This is a genomic window from Arsenicibacter rosenii (assembly GCF_001870735.1).
Classification (GTDB): domain Bacteria; phylum Bacteroidota; class Bacteroidia; order Cytophagales; family Spirosomataceae; genus Arsenicibacter; species Arsenicibacter rosenii.
The window spans coordinates 34,696-52,714 of the sequence record NZ_MORL01000003.1 but is presented as its reverse complement, the minus strand read 5'-3'; the positions used below and the strand labels follow the sequence as shown (position 1 = coordinate 52,714).

Annotated in this window: 14 protein-coding genes; 3 read left to right on the top strand and 11 right to left on the bottom strand. The window is 51.6% G+C overall.

Annotated features, from left to right (window positions below):
• Positions 1–236: 236 nt before the first annotated feature.
• From cysN to mltG, 11 genes are all read right to left on the bottom strand, one after another.
• Entirely contained in the window at positions 237–1,478 is a 1,242-nt protein-coding gene (gene cysN, locus BLX24_RS06895; RefSeq protein ID WP_071502388.1) for a sulfate adenylyltransferase subunit CysN, read from the bottom strand.
• A gap of 81 nt (positions 1,479–1,559) precedes the next feature.
• Positions 1,560–2,462 carry a sulfate adenylyltransferase subunit CysD gene (cysD, locus tag BLX24_RS06890; RefSeq protein WP_071502387.1) on the bottom strand — a complete coding sequence of 301 codons (903 nt, stop codon included), beginning with the start codon at positions 2,460–2,462 and terminating at the stop codon, positions 1,560–1,562.
• 73 nt (positions 2,463–2,535) lie between these two features.
• Entirely contained in the window at positions 2,536–3,249 is a 714-nt protein-coding gene (locus BLX24_RS06885; RefSeq protein ID WP_071502386.1) for a phosphoadenylyl-sulfate reductase, read from the bottom strand.
• Between the two features lie 34 nt (positions 3,250–3,283).
• Complete coding sequence (locus BLX24_RS06880) at positions 3,284–4,477, bottom strand: trans-sulfuration enzyme family protein (protein WP_071502385.1); 1,194 nt, start codon at positions 4,475–4,477, stop codon at positions 3,284–3,286.
• 48 nt (positions 4,478–4,525) lie between these two features.
• A complete protein-coding gene (locus BLX24_RS06875) occupies positions 4,526–5,614 on the bottom strand; it encodes a sulfite exporter TauE/SafE family protein (protein ID WP_071502384.1) in 1,089 nt (362 codons plus the stop codon).
• 152 nt (positions 5,615–5,766) lie between these two features.
• The gene (locus tag BLX24_RS06870) at positions 5,767–6,798 is read right to left on the bottom strand and encodes a hypothetical protein (RefSeq protein WP_143092595.1); all 1,032 of its coding nucleotides are present in this window, start codon (positions 6,796–6,798) and stop codon (positions 5,767–5,769) included.
• Between the two features lie 30 nt (positions 6,799–6,828).
• A complete protein-coding gene (locus BLX24_RS06865; RefSeq protein ID WP_071502383.1) occupies positions 6,829–7,446 on the bottom strand; it encodes an L-threonylcarbamoyladenylate synthase in 618 nt (205 codons plus the stop codon).
• Positions 7,447–7,507: 61 nt separating this feature from the next.
• Positions 7,508–8,515: a glycosyltransferase family 2 protein gene (locus BLX24_RS06860; protein WP_071502382.1), complete on the bottom strand. Its 1,008-nt coding sequence runs from the start codon at positions 8,513–8,515 to the stop codon at positions 7,508–7,510.
• A gap of 293 nt (positions 8,516–8,808) precedes the next feature.
• Complete coding sequence (locus BLX24_RS06855; protein WP_071502381.1) at positions 8,809–9,765, bottom strand: YihY/virulence factor BrkB family protein; 957 nt, start codon at positions 9,763–9,765, stop codon at positions 8,809–8,811.
• Positions 9,766–9,859: 94 nt separating this feature from the next.
• Entirely contained in the window at positions 9,860–10,279 is a 420-nt protein-coding gene (locus BLX24_RS06850) for an acyl-CoA thioesterase (protein WP_071502380.1), read from the bottom strand.
• A 74-nt stretch (positions 10,280–10,353) separates the two neighbouring features.
• Positions 10,354–11,406 carry an endolytic transglycosylase MltG gene (gene mltG, locus BLX24_RS06845; protein ID WP_071502379.1) on the bottom strand — a complete coding sequence of 351 codons (1,053 nt, stop codon included), beginning with the start codon at positions 11,404–11,406 and terminating at the stop codon, positions 10,354–10,356.
• A gap of 163 nt (positions 11,407–11,569) precedes the next feature.
• Here mltG and BLX24_RS06840 point away from each other — a divergent pair, with 163 nt between their 5' ends.
• From BLX24_RS06840 to BLX24_RS06830, 3 genes are all read left to right on the top strand, one after another.
• Positions 11,570–12,742 (top strand): MFS transporter, encoded by a 1,173-nt coding sequence (locus BLX24_RS06840; RefSeq protein ID WP_229201724.1) that lies wholly within the window; start codon positions 11,570–11,572, stop codon positions 12,740–12,742.
• 318 nt (positions 12,743–13,060) lie between these two features.
• A complete protein-coding gene (locus tag BLX24_RS06835) occupies positions 13,061–16,390 on the top strand; it encodes a SusC/RagA family TonB-linked outer membrane protein (protein ID WP_071502377.1) in 3,330 nt (1,109 codons plus the stop codon).
• A gap of 26 nt (positions 16,391–16,416) precedes the next feature.
• Positions 16,417–17,967, top strand: a complete 1,551-nt coding sequence (locus BLX24_RS06830; protein ID WP_071502376.1) for a SusD/RagB family nutrient-binding outer membrane lipoprotein — start codon at positions 16,417–16,419, stop codon at positions 17,965–17,967.
• Positions 17,968–18,019: the final 52 nt, after the last annotated feature.

Genomic DNA, 18,019 nt, shown 5'->3' with positions numbered 1-18,019 from the left:
AGACCGGCACTTTTCGTTATAGGTTATAACTACAGGTTATAACCTATAACGGGCAATCACGTGATCGGGTTTATCTGGGGCAACCCCACGTGGTCACCCAAATCTCAATATGGGCGATTGCGTGATTCGGGCGGCCACGTGATTCGGACGACCACGGCGATTGCGTGATTCGGGCGGCCACGTGATTCGGACGACCACGGCGATTGCGTGATTCGGGCGACCACGTGGGGTCGCCCCTACATTAGCATTAACGCGCCGACGGTAACATTTGATGTTTCGTCGATCAGGATGGCGCCGCCGTTTACACGGTTTCTGGAATATGGATCGAAGCTGATCGGCTGCGCCGTTTTCAGCACGACGCGTGCGATATCGTTTAATTTCAGGCTTTCTACGCCTTCTGTTTCTTCGTAGGTATTGACATTCAGCTGGTAGGCAATATCGCGTACGACACAGCGCGAACGGAACGTGCCATGTTGCAGCGTATACTTGCTGCCGACTTTCAGTTCTTTGGTATCCATCCAGCAGAGCAATGCCTCAATGTTCTGGCTAACAACCGGCTGGCTGTCTGACTTCACAATCAGGTTACCACGGCTGATGTCAATATCATCGGCCAGGTGCAGGATCACCGACATCGGAGCAAAGGCTTCGTCTTTAACCTCTTCGAAAAACTCGATGGCTTCAACCGTTGATGTTTCGCCGGAAGGCAACACGGTTACTGAATCCCCTTTGCGGAAAATACCGCTGGTAATTTTGCCGGCATAGCCGCGATAATCGTGCAGGTCAGGTGTCTGCGGACGGATCACATACTGTACCGGGAACCGCGCGTCGGTCAGGTTTACATCGTGGTCCAACTCAACGGTTTCGAGGTAATTCAGCAGCGTCGGGCCTTCGTACCACGACATGTTTTGCGACGGATCAACCACGTTGTCGCCGTTGAGGGCGCTCATCGGGATAAACGTAACCTGCTTCGCATTCAGCTTTTTGGCCAGCTCGGCATACTGAATGCAGATATTCGAGAACACGTCTTCCGAATAGTCGACAAGGTCCATTTTGTTGACCGCAACCACAATGTGCGGAATGCCCAGCATCGACGCAATCAGCGAGTGGCGGCGTGTCTGTTCAACGACACCGTTGCGGGCGTCGACCAGTACAATGGCGAGCTGACAGTTCGAGGCACCGGTCACCATGTTGCGGGTATACTGAATATGGCCGGGCGCATCGACGATGATGAATTTGCGGGCCGGTGTCTGGAAATACCGGTAAGCCACGTCGATGGTAATGCCCTGCTCACGCTCCGAACGCAGGCCGTCGGTCAGCAGTGCCAGGTCAATTTCGCCGTCGTTTTTATGTTTGCTGGCCCGCTCCACGGCTTCGAGCTGATCGGCCAGTATTGATTTTGAGTCGTATAACAAACGGCCGATGAGGGTACTTTTCCCGTCATCCACAGAGCCGCAGGTGATAAATCGTAGTAAGTCCATGCGAGTTTAAAGATTGAGTAAATTAGCGGTTGAGTGATTGTGTGAAGATTTCGCTGACTCACGCAATCACTCAATCACTAATTAAAAATAGCCCCCCTTTTTGCGGTCTTCCATGGCGGCTTCAGATACCTGATCGTCGATGCGGGTTTCGCCGCGCTCAGAGATGCGGGTTGCCTGGATTTCGGCAATGACAGACTCCAGCGTGTCGGCCGTTGACTCAACGGCAGCGGTGCAGGAGATATCACCAACCGTCCGGAACCGTACCCGGCGCGTTACCAGTTCGTCGGCTTCTTCGCGCTGGATCACGCCACCGGCCGTAGCCAGCAGTTTGCCGTCGCGGAGCAGGCACTCACGGTCATGGGCAAAGTAAATCGATGGCAGGGCGATGTTCTCGCGTTTGATATAATTCCAGACGTCGAGCTCGGTCCAGTTGGAAATCGGGAACACGCGTACGTTTTCGCCCTTGTGGATTTTACCATTGTAGGTATCCCACAGTTCCGGACGCTGGCGTTTGGGGTCCCACGAGCCGAATTCGTCACGAACGGAGAACACGCGTTCTTTGGCGCGGGCCTTCTCTTCGTCACGGCGGGCGCCGCCGATGCAGGCATCAAACTCAAATTCTTCGATGGTATCCAGCAAGGTAAACGTCTGAAGGGCGTTGCGGCTGGCATTGCGGCCGGTCGGCTCTTTCAGCTTTTTCTCACGGATGGTATCTTCTACGTACCGGACAATGAGCTTTTCGCCCAGGCTTTCGGCGAGCCAGTCGCGGAAATCGAGGGCTTCCTGAAAGTTGTGGCCGGTATCGATATGCACTAACGGAAACGGAAATTTGCCGGGACGAAACGCCTTCCGTGCCAGATGCACCAGCGTGATGGAGTCTTTCCCCCCCGAGAACAGTAAGGCAGGCCGTTCAAACTGACCAGCCACCTCACGCATAATATGAATCGCTTCGGATTCGAGTTGATCGAGATAGTCGAGTTTCATGTTTATTGAGTGAATCAGCGATTGAGTGATTGAGTGAAGCATTCGCTAACTCACCCAATCACTCAATCACTAATTATTTAGCGTGAAGTCCACATTCTTTTTTGGAGTTGTCTTCCCACCACCAGCGGCCGGCGCGGAAGTCTTCGCCTTCGCGGATAGCGCGGGTGCAGGGTTGGCAACCGATACTGACAAACCCTTTGTCGTGCAGCGGGTTATAAGAAACATTGTTTTCCCGGATATAGGCCTTAACGTCATCGAATGACCAGTTCATCAGCGGATGAAACTTGAACAACTGATGCGCATCGTCCTGCTCCACCTGCGTCATGGTCTGCCGGTTCGGCGATTGCTCGGCGCGGATGCCGGTGATCCAGATTTTGTTACCGCTCAGCGCCCGGTTCAGGGGCTCTACCTTCCGGATAAAACAGCACTCCTTCCGGTTCTCCACCGAGTCGTAGAAGCTGAAGGGGCCTTTTTCCGTAACCAGCTTTTCGGTGGCTTCCTGGTTCGGGAAGTAGGTTTCGATCTGAATACCGTAACGGTCATTGGTTTTTTTCCAGACCGAATACGTTTCCGGAAATAACCGGCCCGTATCCAGCGTAAAAATGCGGATCGGGATGTTGTGCTTACAGATCATGTCGGTAATGACCTGATCTTCATAGCCCAGGCTGGTCGAAAAAACGACTTTGCCGGGATATAGGTCTGCCAGCGCACGCAGCGCGTCCACTTCGGTTTTACCGTCGAGGTAGCTGCTCAGGCTTTCCATTGTATAGGATGGTTCTGCAATCATGGTATTGCACCTGTGTTTATTCAGTGGTAAATAATCAGGCTTCAGCCGATTTCAGCACTTGTGCCGAGACGGTAGCCGCCTGTGAGAAGTCTTCGATAAGGTCCTCAACCGCTTCCAGACCCACCGAGATCCGGATCAGGCCCGGCGTAATGCCCAGGGCAGCTTTTTCGTCCGGTTTCAGTTTCGAATGCGTCGTTGTGTTCGGGTTAGTTACGATCGTGCGTGTGTCGCCCAGATTCGACGACAGGGACGGAATCTGAAGGGCATCATAAAACGCTTTTACGCGTTCGAAACCGCCTTCCAGTTCAATGGTAACGATAGAGCCACCGGCATGCATTTGTTTTTTAGCCAGTTCGTACTGCGGGTGCGAAGGCAGGAACGGGTATTTTACCGATTGTACCTCCGGATGTTGTTCCAAGGCTTCGGCCAGTTTCAGCGCGTTGCTGCAATGACGTTCCATCCGGAGCTCCAGCGTTTCAATACTTTTCGAGAGTGTCCAGGCATTGAACGGCGACATCGACGGACCGGTATGGCGGGCAAAGAACCGGATCTGGGCAATCAGCTCTTTGGAGCCAACCACAATACCGCCCAGCACACGCCCCTGACCATCCATGAACTTCGTGGCTGAGTGTACCGACAGGTCAGCACCGAAGTCAATCGGGTTTTGCAGAATCGGCGTGGCAAAGCAGTTGTCAACGTTGATGATAAAGCCGTATTTTTCCTTGAGGCGGGCCAGCATCGTCAGGTCAACCAGTTCGAGGCCGGGGTTCGACGGCGTTTCGAGGTAAACCATGCGGGTATTCGGCTGGATAGCGGCTTCCCACTCGGCTTCGGTCGCTGTTGCGTCAACGTAGGTATGGGTAATGCCCCACTTATTCAGAATCTGGGTAATAATCTGGTGCGCTGAGCCAAACAGGGCCCGGCAGGCCACAATGTGGTCACCTGATTTCAGCAAGGCAGCCATGCTGGCAAATACCGCCGCCATACCCGTTGCCGTAGCAATGCCTTCTTCGGCATTCTCCAGCATACAGATTTTATCCACAAACTCCGTAACGTTCGGATTCGAAAAACGGCTGTAGATGTTGCCTTCTTCGGTTTCCTCAAATAACGCTTTGCCCTGTTCAGCGGTTTCGAACGTGAAACTAGAGGTAAGGAACAGGGGCGTTGAGTGCTCCCGGTACTGTGACTTTTTGGTCTGTGTACGGATGGCTTTGGTCTGCTTTTTCATGGTACTAACAGGATACCAGCCAGCTTCTTGCGCCGACAGATATCGACTTTAAAAAAAGAACTTTAATATTTTGCGCAAACTTACAAGGATGACCACGATTCCGACTAATACCATCATGGTTTTTACCGGTAAGCGGCGCGAAAGATGGGCCGCAATCGGAGCCGCAATCATTCCGCCCAGAATCAGGCCGATAATCACGAGGCCGTAATTGTCCAGACCAGCATAGAGGGCGAAAACTACAGAACTGGCAAACGACACAAAAAATTCAGCAAGGTTCACCGAACCAATGGTATAGCGTGGATGACGGCCGGCCGCAATCAGGGTTGAGTTGACAATCGGACCCCAGCCACCACCACCAATCGCATCCACAAAACCGCCGAACCAGGCGAGCAGGCCAATCTGCTTTACAGGGCGTTTTTTGGTCCGCTTCGTCAGGGCTTTTTTCAGGATTAAGACGCCGAGAATGGCCGTGTAGATGGAAATAACCGGCGTCAGGTAGTTTGCCACGACTTCCAGTTCCGACAGCGCCGTAATAAAATAGGCCCCTAACGCCGCGCCGATGACGCCCGGAATCAGGACAACCTTAAAGAGTTTACTGTTGATGTTACCAAATTTGAGGTGCATATAGCCCGAAACACCGCTCGTAAAAATCTCGGAACTATGCACGCTGGCGGTTGCGAAAACCGGACTGATCCCAACGCTGGTCAGGAAGGTGGTGGCCGTCACGCCATAGGCCATTCCTAAAGCTCCGTCGATCATCTGGGCCACAAATCCTGCCATCACAAAATAGAAAATATCCGGTGTGATATTGATCTGTCCGGCCAGAAGCGTAATCCGTTCTACGGTAAAATAATCGAACAACAGGTGGCCGACAATCATCAGTGCGATTGCCGCAAAAAAATAAATTGCGATCTCCGTCCGGTTACGGCGACGCAGCAGATTGCTGAACGAATTGGTTTCCGGAGGAGTATCAATGGCAATCTGTGCCTCAGGAAAAACAGATTTTATCTTCTCTGCCTGGGTGGTTGCATTACTTCCCTCTAGTCTGATTATTAGTCCATTAAGATCGAATGGCAGCGGCTTTCCGGTAGTTTGTCCGTCCGCTGTTTCGGTCGATGACAACTCTTGTGGTTGCATAATGTATAAAGTATATCGACTTAATAGATTATTTTATCTTTGAAAAACGGCACAGGAGCGTGCCGTTTTTGTTGATGAGGTTTATGCTGCAAATGTACTAAGTTCCTGAAATAAACCGCTAAAAACCGGTAGAATATTCACAGATAAGCAAATTACTGATATTGGATATAAACGGGTTTCGGGGTCACTGACAGAACCTCGGCAGGGGTCATCAGCTTATGCGGCGGCCGTTTGATGTCATTGTGATAAAAGAGTTTGAAGCCCGTGTATTGTACCGGTTCCTTTTGTATGTAGGCCCGGTAGGTGTCTTTCTTCAATACCGGCGGCCCCCAGCCGTCCATATTCATCACAATCTGCACGTTCGGATTCAGCTTAATGTTTTTGTAATTAGTCACCATGCGCTGCGTAAACCGGTGAACAATCAGAATTTTGGGCGGCAGGTTGTTTTCTTTTACAACCCGGTCGAGAAACTGAACGGCAGTATTGACATCATCGGCATCGTAGGTCCCGATTTTAGAACCTGGCCTCGCTCCGGTTTTCATCGAAAATTCGGGATCAATGCCAAGATGAACGTAGGGCAGTTTCAGGAATTTTTCCATGTGTTCGAGCTCGGGTTTCAGGTCAGCAAGGCCTACCTGAATATCCAGGAAACAAATGGCATTGTGTTCGGCGGCCCAGCGGATTACTTTCAGGATGGTTTTGTCCGACATCCGCATCCGGTATTTGCCGTCTTTGCCCGGACTGCCCTGGGCCGATGTGGCGACGAGGTGCAGCGCTTTCTGAACCGGCAGTGAGTCGGCTTTTTCCCAGTTTTTGGCTTCTTCGTCTAAGCGGCGCAGCATATCGGTTTTCGGATATTCGCCGAGGATACCCATCTTTTTCGAATGCGGGTTGCCGTAATAGGCCAGAATCCGTTTAGCCGGCAGGATGTTGCCCGTAATTTTCGGCCCGATCATCGCCAGCGAATCCAGCGGCGAAAGCGGTCCGGCACTGGTCTGGGTTGTGTCGGCCGCCGCAGTGGTGGCGGCGGTAGTGTCGGCAGCGGCAGCTTCCGTTGTTTTGGCGGGTGCCGTGGCCGCCGAATCAGCAGCTGTAGCTGAATTTCCGGATTCTTTTGCTCCGCTCTGGCAGCTGGAAAATAAAAGTAATGAAACGGTTAGTGCTGATAAGCAGAGTTTTAGCATAGCGTTCGGGTGAATCCGAAACTACCGGTATCAGTCGATTTCTCCCAATCCCTGCCGGACAACTTCAAAATCATAGTCGGTTGCGTTGATGATGGTCGATGGCACATTGCCGCCGTAACCACCGTCAATCACAATATCGACCTGATGCTGAAAGCGTTCGAAAATGATTTCCGGGTCAGTCGGGTACTCGATAATTTCGTCTTCGTCTTTAATGGTTGTTGTTATGATTGGATTTCCTAGTTCCCGGACAATCCGGCGGGGTATTTCATGATCCGGCACCCGGATACCGACCGTCCGTTTATTGGTGTTCAGCAATTTTGGTACCGAATTACTGGCATTGAGAATAAACGTGAATGGTCCCGGCAGCAATCGCTTCATGAGCTTAAACGCCTGATTGTCGACCCGTGCATAATCGGCGATATGGCTAAGGTCGTAGCAAATAAACGAGAAATCGTTCTTTTGTGGCTTAATACCTTTTATACGGGCCACCCGCTCCACGGCCCGGGCATTATGAATGTCGCACCCCATCCCATAAATGGTATCGGTCGGGTAAATAATAACGGCTCCGTCGCGCAGTGCCGATACGACCTGGCTGATTTTGCGGGGCTCGGGTGTCTGAGGATGTATATGAATATATTCCGCTGGCATGATTCGGATGTTGTTTTGTTTATGGGAGCACAAACTACGAATACATGCTGAAAACGAAAAATCAAGCGGATCCGGCTGCCATTCTGATGGAGCGGTCTGCGCCCCACCAGCGCAGGTATTGGCGGTAAAGCCCGTTGACGGGCAGATGCAGGTGGCTGGCCAGCAGAATGGCCCGGGTAAGCGGATCCGGTTGTTCGATTACGCTGAGAAGATTGCCGAACTGATGGGCCAGATCATACTGCTCGGTATAGAACGATTTACGGACAAAGGTGCGGATGCGGCTGGCCAGGGCCTTAAATTCGTCGGCCGACTGGCAAAGCATATAGGCTTTGTAACAGACAGCGAGGGTAGAGGATAAGAGCTGGTTATCGGTCCGGATAATCCGGAGAGACTGGGCCGTGCTTAGCCGGCGTTTCCGGGTCAGTACGGCGTCGATGTAGGCATATTTGTAGTTGCGGGCAGAGCGCACCCAGAAGTCAAAGTCTTCGTAGGACAAGGATTCGTCGTAGCCGTTCAGTTCGTCGAGTGCACTCTTCCGGATCATCATGGTGGGGGTGCAGATGAAGTAAGAACTGAGCACATGCCGGAAAATATCGCCGGTTGGGATTGGCATGGTACTCTGCCCGAGCTCATCCACGGGATAATGGGTTTGGTGAAGCTGGCCGGATTCGTCGATATACTGCGCGTTGCTGAAAACCACCGCATGGCGCTCATCGAGTTCTTCCAGCCGCGCCACCTGCCGGGCAATGCGGTCAGGGAGCATCACATCGTCGGCCGACAGGTCGATCACATATTTACCGGTCGCGATCCGCAGCGCCTGATTAAACGCCTTGCAGAGCCCGGTATTTGTGGTGTTACGGATAAAGTGTGTGTCTGGATGCTGATTGACAAATGCCTGAATCCGGGCGGCAGTCTGGTCTGTACTGGCGTTATCGACAACGATGAGTTCGACTTTCGGGTACTGCTGCTGAACAACAGACTGTAAGGCGTCTGAGACGAAGGACTCGTGGTTATATGCCGTACAGATAACGGTTACCCACGGTTTATGCTGGTGTAAATAAGGTGCCATTGGCACTGCATTATGGTGCTGAGTGACCGAGCGCATGCTACTAATTCAAGCGTAATAGATTTTGACTAAACTTTTCAGAGGCTATAACGGCATCTGCAAGTGTCGTGTTAACACAATATTACGCTATCGCCTCAGTAGATTAACAGACTATTTAGGCAAAGGAAAAAAAAATAAGTTGGCACCTCCGGCCTTTTGGCACGATTTTTACTAATGAATAATTGATCGTTTAGTGCTTACCTAAGGCACTAAACATAAAGAGTCACATTTATGGGTTAGGGTTTGCAAACGTCACTTCACATGTCTGAGGTGGCGTTTGTTGTTTTACGCTTTATCAGCGGACGGCCCAGCAGGGTCGGATGATAGAGAGAAACGTTAATTTCAAAGCCAAGAATAACCAGCATAGCAATCAGGTTTATCCAGACCATCAGGGCAATGAGCGTGCCAATGGAACCATACAATTTATTATAAGATCCGAAATTAGCCAGGTAGTACGAGAACCCGTACGTTGTCAGCACAATCAGGACAGAGGCCGTTACAGAGCCGGGCGTAATAAGGCCCCAGCGCATGTTGCGGTCGGGACCAAACCGGTAGAGCATGGAAACAACGCCGACAAAAACGGCAAAAACCAGAAAATAACGGGTAAGATTGAGCAGAAAAACAGTCACCGGATTGTTCAGTACGGCAATGTGCAGCAGGTAATCAGTGACAATACCACCCACCAGCAGTAACAGAATGGCCAGCACAATGGCAAACGCAAACATGAAGGTGAGCCCGAGGGCAATGAGGCGTGTTTTCAGGAAGCCGCGCCGGTTGGAGGTTTCATGCGAATGGTTGAAGGCATTCATGAGGGCAAACATGCCGTTGGTCGACGCATAAATCGTCAGTAAAAAACCAAACGACAGCACCCCGCTCCGCTGCTGGTTAATGATGTCGCGGATGGTGGTTTCGACCCACTCAAATGTTCCTGTCGGAATCACACGGCGCAGCAAATCCATGATCTGCCCTTCCAGGTTATTGATCGGGATGTACGGAATAAGGGTAAATAAGAAGATAATGGCCGGAAAAACGGCCAGAAACAGGTTAAACGAAACGGCGGCCGCCCGTTCGCTGAGGTCGTTACTGCCCAGTTTATTCAGAACATCCTTTAGAAAATCGTACCAGTTTGTCTGAGACGATTTAAACGGTTTTTTTCGCTTCAGGCGTTGTTTCATACGCACCAGCGAGCTGTTGTTGCGAAGTTTTTCAAGCATAATGCCGAGCGGGTAGTGTGTCTGAATAGTAAGCGTTAACCGGTCCTAAATGTTTGAAGCAGCAGCGGATTTTAGCCGCAAATACCGGAACCGGTTAGTCTGCCGACTCAAAAAACGGCTTCAGGGCGTTGAGCATAGCGGCCGGTGCAGGGCACAGGCGACCGGTATCCATCCGCTGAAAAACCAGCGTGGTTTCGCCTTTGTTCAATAACTCATCCGCCTGATTCAGTACCTCATACTGAAAAATAATCCGGATTTTAGGTAATTCGGGAATCGTTACCCGGACGCGCAGGAGGTCATCGTAGCGGGCAGGCTTCAGGTAGCGCGATTTATTTTCGTAGACCGGCATCATCACACCGGAGGCTTCCATCTCTTTGTAGTGAAATCCGAGGCTACGAAGGGCTTCTACCCGGCCGATTTCGTAAAAACGGGCATAGTTACCGTAGTAAACATAGCCCATCTGGTCGGTATCGGCATACCGGACCCGGATATCTGTGACGTCGAATGTAAACATAGGGCGTAGGGCAGGGGGCGTAAGGCGTAGGGCAGGGGGCATAGGGCCTGACACGCTACGCCCCACGCTCTACGCTATTTCATAATGCCGCGTTCGCTGAGGGCTTTCTGATAAATACGGGCGTTTGCCATGTGTTCTTCGTGCGTTTTGGCAAACGTATGGTAACCGGAGAAATCAGCTTTAGCGACGAAATAAATGTAGTCGTGTGATTCCGGGCTCAGCACCGCGTCGATTGACGACGGTGACGGAATATTGATCGGGCCGGGCGGCAGGCCGGTGTGCCGGTACGTGTTGTAAGGTGACTCAAACGCCAGGTGGCGGTTCAGTACCCGCCGGATCGTGAAATCACGGTTAGCGAATACCACCGTCGGATCGGCTTCCAGCTTCATGCCTTTTTTCAGGCGGTTGAGGTAGGCACCGGCCACACGCGGTTTTTCGTCGTTTTTGATAGTTTCGGCCTGTACAATCGACGCCAGCACCTGCACCTGCGTTTGGGACAGGCCGAGCGCAGCAGCTTTCGCTTTACGGTCGGCATTCCAGAACTTCTTGTACTCGTCGCCCATGCGCTCCAGGAAGGTAGCCGGCCTGGTTGTCCAGAACATTTCGTAGGAGTTCGGGATAAACATGCAGACAACGGTAGTGGTGTCGAAACCGAATTTCCGGCACTCTTCCGGATCATTCAGGTACTTCGCCAGGGAGTCGGGCCCGAAGGCAAATTTGCTGCCCAAACGCTGAATCAGGTCCGACTTCAGCCGGATATTGTTGAATGTCAGTGTCATGGGGTCCTGTGCGCCACTGCGCAGCTTCACGATGGCATCGTAGTTGCCGGTACGTGGTTTGATCTCATAACGCCCTGTTTTTACATGCTCCTGGTATTTCAGGACTTTGGCCACAAAGCGGAACGACACCTCGTCGTTGATCATTTTGTGTTTTTTGAGGGAGTCAACCACGGCTTCGAATGAAGCACCTTTCGGAATCAGCAGGGCAAATGTTTTGACATTGTCATCCCCTGTTGCCTCGGCCGCATTGAGGTTGGGCGTCTTGAACATCTGCCAGAAATAAAAGGTAAACGTGGTAACAAGTATGGAAACGGTAAGGAAAATACCAATTTTCAGATTACGCGACATGACTGGGATCTTAATAAACGGCTTGTTTTGTGTTCGTTCACTAGCGGCGGCAAAGGTACGGCAAAGGGTGTTAAACTGAAATGAAAAATTTTATCTGCTCCGCTTCCGGAACTTTATCGCCTTATTTTGCCCTGATTCAGGTAGGTACAAATACATTAATCGGTTGGTTTCGTCTCAAAAAGCGGCTTCTGCGACATCGTTATACACAATTCCGTTCTGGCTGTTGTGTCTGAGTAATTTTCTGTTTTCGGCTAGTTTTCAGATGATTATCCCTGAACTGCCAGACCATCTGGCAAGTATGGGCGGGCAACAGTATGTCGGCTTAATCATTGCACTGTTTACACTGACGGCAGGCGTTTCCAGACCATTCAGCGGTAAACTGACCGATACCATCGGGCGTGTGCCGGTGATGGCGTTCGGGTCGCTGGTGTGTTTTGTCTGCGGTTTTCTCTATCCGTTTGTGCTGACCGTCTGGGGGTTTCTCATGCTCCGGCTTGTTCACGGCTTCTCGACAGGCACTAAACCAACGGCAACGGCGGCCTATGTGGCCGATGTGGTGCCGGTCGACCGCAGGGGCGAAGCCATGGGAGCACTGGGTTTGTTTACGGCAACAGGGATGTCACTTGGTCCGGCCATTGGCAGTTGGCTGGCCGATGCCTTTTCGATCAATGTGCTGTTCTGTACTTCATCGGCCTTTGCCTTATTTTCTATCGTGATTCTGCTGCGGATGCCCGAAACACTGCACACACGGGAGCCGTTCCGGTTCAGCCTGCTGAAGCTAAAGACCAACGAACTTTTCGATAAGCAAGCGATCCGGCCTTTCTGGATCCTGCTGCTGCTTTCCTTTTCGTCGGGCACAATTCTGACACTGGCACCGGCCCTGAGCAAATCGGTCGGTATCATGAATAAAGGGTTGTTTTTCACCGTATATACCATTGCGTCACTGGCCGTCCGGCTGGTTTTCTCCCGTACGTCTGACCGGCTCGGGCGCGTACCGGTACTGATTGTATCATCCCTGGTGCTGGCTATCTCGATGGCGATGCTGGTCTGGACTGATTCAACGACCTGGCTGTGGATTGCCGCCGTTTTCTTTGGTTTTTCATGGGGCATGAACTCGCCCACGATTCAGGCCTGGACCGCCGATCTGAGCGATGAAGCCACACGCGGGCGGGCAATGGCTACGATGTACATTGCCCTCGAAGCCGGTATCGGGCTGGGGGCGCTGGCATCCGGCTGGCTCTTCAATAACCTGCTATGGGGCATGGATGCCGCCTTTGCCGTGTCCGGAATCCTGGCTCTGATGGCAACCGGATGGTTGATAAAGTACAAAAGCTGAAAAAAAACTTCATTTGTATTCTTTTAGTATTCTTTCTATAGTTAGCTAATTGTTAATTAAACAATAATTGTTCATTTTTGCCCTAAAATTAGCTAACGGCCCCGCTTTGTTCTAAAAATACTATTTAAGAATTGATCTGTCCACTTATATACAGATTGTATTATTCTGTGTTTTGCTTACCACTTTGAAAGCCTGTTTCTGCTTCTCCTCCAATTTATTGCTGTAATTTTTTCCTTATGAAATTTGGTGATTAATTAAAACCTCCTTAAAATTGAATTCTTAAATTATTTTAAAAACAAACGTTATATTTTAAAATTTATGAAAAACCATTTACCCAAGTTGCTGTTGGGCTGGTTGCTGTTCTTCAGCTTTTCGGTCCTGGCTCAACGGGTTTCTGTGACAGGCAGGGTTACTGCCCCCAACGGTGAAAAACTGCCCGGTGTATCCATCATTGTACAAGGAACCACAACGGGAACCATTACGGACGCAGACGGTAAGTTTACCTTGTCTGTGCCGAACCTGAAAAGCAGCCTGACGGCGTCGTTTATCGGATACGCCACGCAGTCAGTAGCCATCAACGGTCGTTCAGTGGTTGACATTGTACTGGCCGAAGATGCCAAGGTGTTGAATGAGGTCGTGGTGACGGGGCTTGGTATCTCAAAAGAACAACGGAAACTGGGTTATGCAACGGCTCAGGTTTCCGGTGAAAACATCATCAAAACTTCTCCCACAAACTTTGCCTCAGCGCTTTACGGTCGTGCACCGGGTGTGACGATCAACAGCAACACGGGTGGTGCTACCTCTGCGGTAGGTATCCAGATCCGTGGTGTAAACTCAATCGGATACCAGCGTCAGCCACTGATCGTTGTGGATGGTGTAATCGTGCGTAACGGCGATGCCAACAACGAAGGCTACTGGGGTGGTAACCAGAAAATTAACGGTAACGGTCTCCTCGATATCAACCCTGAAAACATTCAGGACGTAAACATCCTGAAGGGTGCAGCGGCTTCGGCCCTGTACGGTTCAGATGCGAACTTTGGTGTAGTGGTTATCACGACCAAAAACGGCCAGGGCCGTGCTAACCGTGGTATCGGCGTTGACGTAAACCTGTCGGCCAACGTTGAGCAGCTGTCGACCCGTCCTGACCTGCAGACAACGTGGGGTCCGGGCTATGAGCGTTCGGTCAATAAGGCGTCTTTCGGCGCGGATGACGAAGGCTGGATCCGGACAACGGTAAACGGTCAGCAGGTGAAATATCCGAACTTCCGGTCGTACGCACAGTTCGGCCCGAAAATGGATGGCAGCCAGGTATACTGGTGGGACGGTCAGATGCGTCCTTACGTGTCACAGGAAAACAACTGGAAAGCGTTCTACCGCGATGGTAGCAGCCTGATTGCCAACGTGGCTCTGAGTAATGCAACCGACAAAGGCAACTACCGGATTTCGTATACCCGCAACGACTATAAAGGCATTCAGATCGGCGGTAAGCAGGAGAAAAACACGTTCAACCTGAACTCACAGTACAAGATCACGCCGAAACTGACGCTGGACCTGGTGATGAACTACGTCAACGAAAAGGTACTGAACCGGCCGCGCCAGATCGACCGTCTGACCAACAACTTCGGTGGTTTCTTCAGCCCGGCCGACTATATGGACGTTTATTTCGACAAATACCAGACGTCGAAAGGGTATAAGTGGGTTGATTTCAACTCAACGCTGGATGTAGAAGAGCGGTTGAAATACAACATCCGTGCGAAAGACCTGCTTGACTTCCTGTGGTTCCAGCTGGCTAACAAATACGAAGAAACATCGAACCGCTTTATGCCGGCGGCTACTCTGAAATACAACGTGGCGCCGGGGCTGAACCTGCGCGGCCGGATGGGTGTCGATTACACCAGCTTTTTCCAGGAAACGAAAGAACGCAGCACACAGCCGATTTCGGCCGGTGCAACGGGGTACTACGGTACCATTGCCAATACATCGACCTTCTCTTACGGTGACCTCTTGCTGACCTACGAGCGCAAGCTGACAGACCGTTTCAATGCAACCTTGTCACTGGGTTATCAGGGCCGCAAAGAGCGTTATACCTCAACAACGGCCGGTACACGTGATGGTCTGACCTCAGAAAACTGGTTCAGCCTGAGCGCCAGCAAAACCAACCCGCCATCAGGTGGGTCGTCAATGGGTTACCTGATTAAAGACGGTGTGTTCGGTATCCTGAACCTGGAATACAACAACTTCCTGTTCGTAGAAGGTACCCTGCGTCGTGAGCGTTCGTCGACACTGGCCCCGGGCAACAACACGTTCCTGTATCCGGGTGTCAGTACCTCACTCGAACTGAGTAACGCCCTGCAACTGCCACGTTTCATTACGTACAGCAAACTGCGCGGTGCATGGGGTATTGTCGGTAACCCGCCGGATCGCTACATCTCGAACGTTGTTTATTCGTCAGGCAGCATCGACGGTATTCCGTACCTGTACCCATCGACATCAGGCTATGGTAACCCATCGCTGAAAAACGAAATGAAGACCGAATTTGAAATCGGTCTGGAAAACAAATTCTTCGCCAACCGTTTAGGGCTGGACATCACGTATTACCGCAACCAGATCAAAGACCAGATTACCAGCCTGGGTACACCGTCGACGATCGGCGCGAGCAGCGTATTGGTAAACGTGGGTAACATGCGTAACTACGGTATCGAAATCGGTCTGACAGGTACCCCGGTTAAAGCCGCAAATGGCTTTACGTGGGAAACACGCCTGAACTACGCCGCTAACCGTGGTAAAGTAATTTCACTGGCAAACGGTCTGGAGCAGCTGACCCTGTCGAACATGGACAACGGTTCACTGTACGTATATGCGAAGCCGGGCGAAGCGGCCGGTAGTATCTGGAGCTACGATTACCAGCGCGATGCCAGTGGCAACAAGGTGGTTGGCTCAAACGGTTTCTACGTAGTTGATTACTCGAAACTGGTGAAGTTCGGTAACCTGCAGTCGAAATTCTCGGGTGGTTTCATGAACACCTTCACGTACAAAAACGTGTCGCTGAACATCCTGACTGATTTCGTTTGGGGTGGTCAGATCGTATCGCTGTCGCGTCTGTACGGAACGGGTTCCGGTTTGTTTACCAACTCCGTTTTTGGTCGTGATGCCGAGCATGGCGGCGTATCTTATTACGTAAACAGCCAGGGTCAGTTTGTGCAGGTGAGCACCGGTACAACAGCCGGTCCTAACGGACAGAAAGTATTTGATGACGGTATCATTGCGCAAGGGGTAACGGCAACCGGTGAGCCGAACAAAACAATTGTCGAAGCTGGTCAGTACTACCGCTACCACTACAACTGGGGTGGTTACCCGGGGTCAGGTTCGAACATTTCGTACCAGAATGCCGTGTTCGACAACAACTACATCAAACTGCGTGAAGTGTCGCTGGCTTACACGTTCCCGGTACGGCTGCGTTCGAAGCTGAAAATGCAGAACCTGACGGTATCCGCTTACGGCCGTAACCTGTTCTACTTCTACAAGTCGCTGCCAGGCCTTGACCCTGAAGAAGGTGTCGGAACGAGCTGGATCTCGCGCGCAACCAGCGTTGGTGGTGGTACAGCCGCATCCCGCTCAATCGGTGGTAGTGTTCGTTTCTCATTCTAATCGGTTTTTCTGAATCATTCCATAAAATGAAAAAAGTTATTGTAACCGGTTTACTTGGCTTACTGAGCGTAGGAGCTATCGTGACCGGCTGTAAACAAACAGATATTGACAGTGCATACCTGAACCCGAGCGGCGCGGTGAGTGCCGATGTCCAGCGCTTGTGGGCCGGTATGTTGTTCAACGAGCGGGTTAACCCCCGTTACTGGAACCTGTACACCTTCCTGATTCCCGAAATCGGTACGTACAGCCAGCTGAATGGTTTCACCACCACAAACGGGGTGTATGAGCAGGTAACGGCCTATAATGCCGACCGCTGGAACGTATACTACACCCAGACAATGGCCCGCTACCGGGAACTGGAAAAAGTATATAACAACCTGGGTACGGAAGACAAAGCCGGTCTGCAGTTGTTCCTGGAAACCGGCCGTATTTTCCTGTACGACCAGACGGCCCAGATGATCGACCTGTGGGGGGATATCCCGTTCTCGACCGCCGGTCAGCTGAACGCCCAGGGAACCATCTCGCTGGCTACCTACGACGAGGCGAAAACGACCTACAGCACCATCCTGACCGATCTGAAGCGTATCTCGGATTACCTCGCGACAACAACGCCGACGACGTTCTACGCCAACCAGTTTACGTCGTATGATTACGTAAACAAGGGCAATCTGCTGAAATGGCGGAAATACTGTAACTCGCTGATGCTGCGTCTGGCGATGCGGGTGTCGAATGCTGACGAAGCAGCGGCCAAAGCACTGGTTACGACGATTCTGAGCGATCCGACGAAGTATCCGCTGGTCGATGCCGCCACAGAAAGCATTACGATCCAGCCGGCTGCAACCACCAGCAACCTGGTAGCGGTAAACGACATGCGCAACGGTTTCGGGGTGAATCCGTTTGCACCGGGCTACCTGGTAAACGATGTCATGGCACCGGCCAACGATCCGCGTCTGCCGGTTTACTTTACCACAAATGCTTCGGGTAAATACGCTGGTGTGAAAAACACATGGACAGCCACCGAACTGACGGCTGCCCAGACCGCAAATGCGGTTTCCCGCTGGGATTCAACGACATTCTCGGAAAACAACCTGTTCCCGGGCATTCTGATTACGTCGGCCGAAACATGGTTCAACAAAGCGGAAGCCTATGAGCGTTGGGGACTGGGTAATGCGAAAACTGCGTACGAAAGCGGTATCCGTCAGTCGATTGCGTTCTGGTATGGCATCAACAGCGGCAGCAGCCGCAATGCCGCCAAGGACGTAGCGCCGACGGAAGCGCAGATTACAACGTTCCTCGCACAGCCATCAGTAGCTTACGGAACCGACAACCTGAAAAAGATTGCTACGCAGAAGTGGGTTGACTATACGGTGATGCAGGCGACACAGGCGTGGGCAGAATACCGCCGGACAAAACTGGTTGGTTTCACCTTCCCGACGGACAATGGCTCGAACAGTGCCAAAACGCCGCCAACCCGTTTGTTGTACCCAACCAGTGAGGCATCGCTGAACACAACGAACTATCAGGCGGTGAAAGCCAAAGACACGCAGACTACGAAGTTATTCTGGGATGTGAAATAAGAAAGTCAATACCCAGCCCATAATGGAAACAGCGCTACGGCATCATTTGTCG

Bases quoted from the DNA above. Each gene is read 5' to 3' on its own strand.
- cysN (WP_071502388.1), bottom strand. From the start codon at position 1,478: ATGGACTTACTACGATTTATCACCTGCGGCTCTGTGGATGACGGGAAA.
- cysD (WP_071502387.1), bottom strand. From the start codon at position 2,462: ATGAAACTCGACTATCTCGATCAACTCGAATCCGAAGCGATTCATATT.
- BLX24_RS06885 (WP_071502386.1), bottom strand. From the start codon at position 3,249: ATGATTGCAGAACCATCCTATACAATGGAAAGCCTGAGCAGCTACCTC.
- BLX24_RS06880 (WP_071502385.1), bottom strand. From the start codon at position 4,477: ATGAAAAAGCAGACCAAAGCCATCCGTACACAGACCAAAAAGTCACAG.
- BLX24_RS06875 (WP_071502384.1), bottom strand. From the start codon at position 5,614: ATGCAACCACAAGAGTTGTCATCGACCGAAACAGCGGACGGACAAACT.
- BLX24_RS06870 (WP_143092595.1), bottom strand. From the start codon at position 6,798: ATGCTAAAACTCTGCTTATCAGCACTAACCGTTTCATTACTTTTATTT.
- BLX24_RS06865 (WP_071502383.1), bottom strand. From the start codon at position 7,446: ATGCCAGCGGAATATATTCATATACATCCTCAGACACCCGAGCCCCGC.
- BLX24_RS06860 (WP_071502382.1), bottom strand. From the start codon at position 8,515: ATGGCACCTTATTTACACCAGCATAAACCGTGGGTAACCGTTATCTGT.
- BLX24_RS06855 (WP_071502381.1), bottom strand. From the start codon at position 9,765: ATGCTTGAAAAACTTCGCAACAACAGCTCGCTGGTGCGTATGAAACAA.
- BLX24_RS06850 (WP_071502380.1), bottom strand. From the start codon at position 10,279: ATGTTTACATTCGACGTCACAGATATCCGGGTCCGGTATGCCGATACC.
- mltG (WP_071502379.1), bottom strand. From the start codon at position 11,406: ATGTCGCGTAATCTGAAAATTGGTATTTTCCTTACCGTTTCCATACTT.
- BLX24_RS06835 (WP_071502377.1), top strand. From the start codon at position 13,061: ATGAAAAACCATTTACCCAAGTTGCTGTTGGGCTGGTTGCTGTTCTTC.
- BLX24_RS06830 (WP_071502376.1), top strand. From the start codon at position 16,417: ATGAAAAAAGTTATTGTAACCGGTTTACTTGGCTTACTGAGCGTAGGA.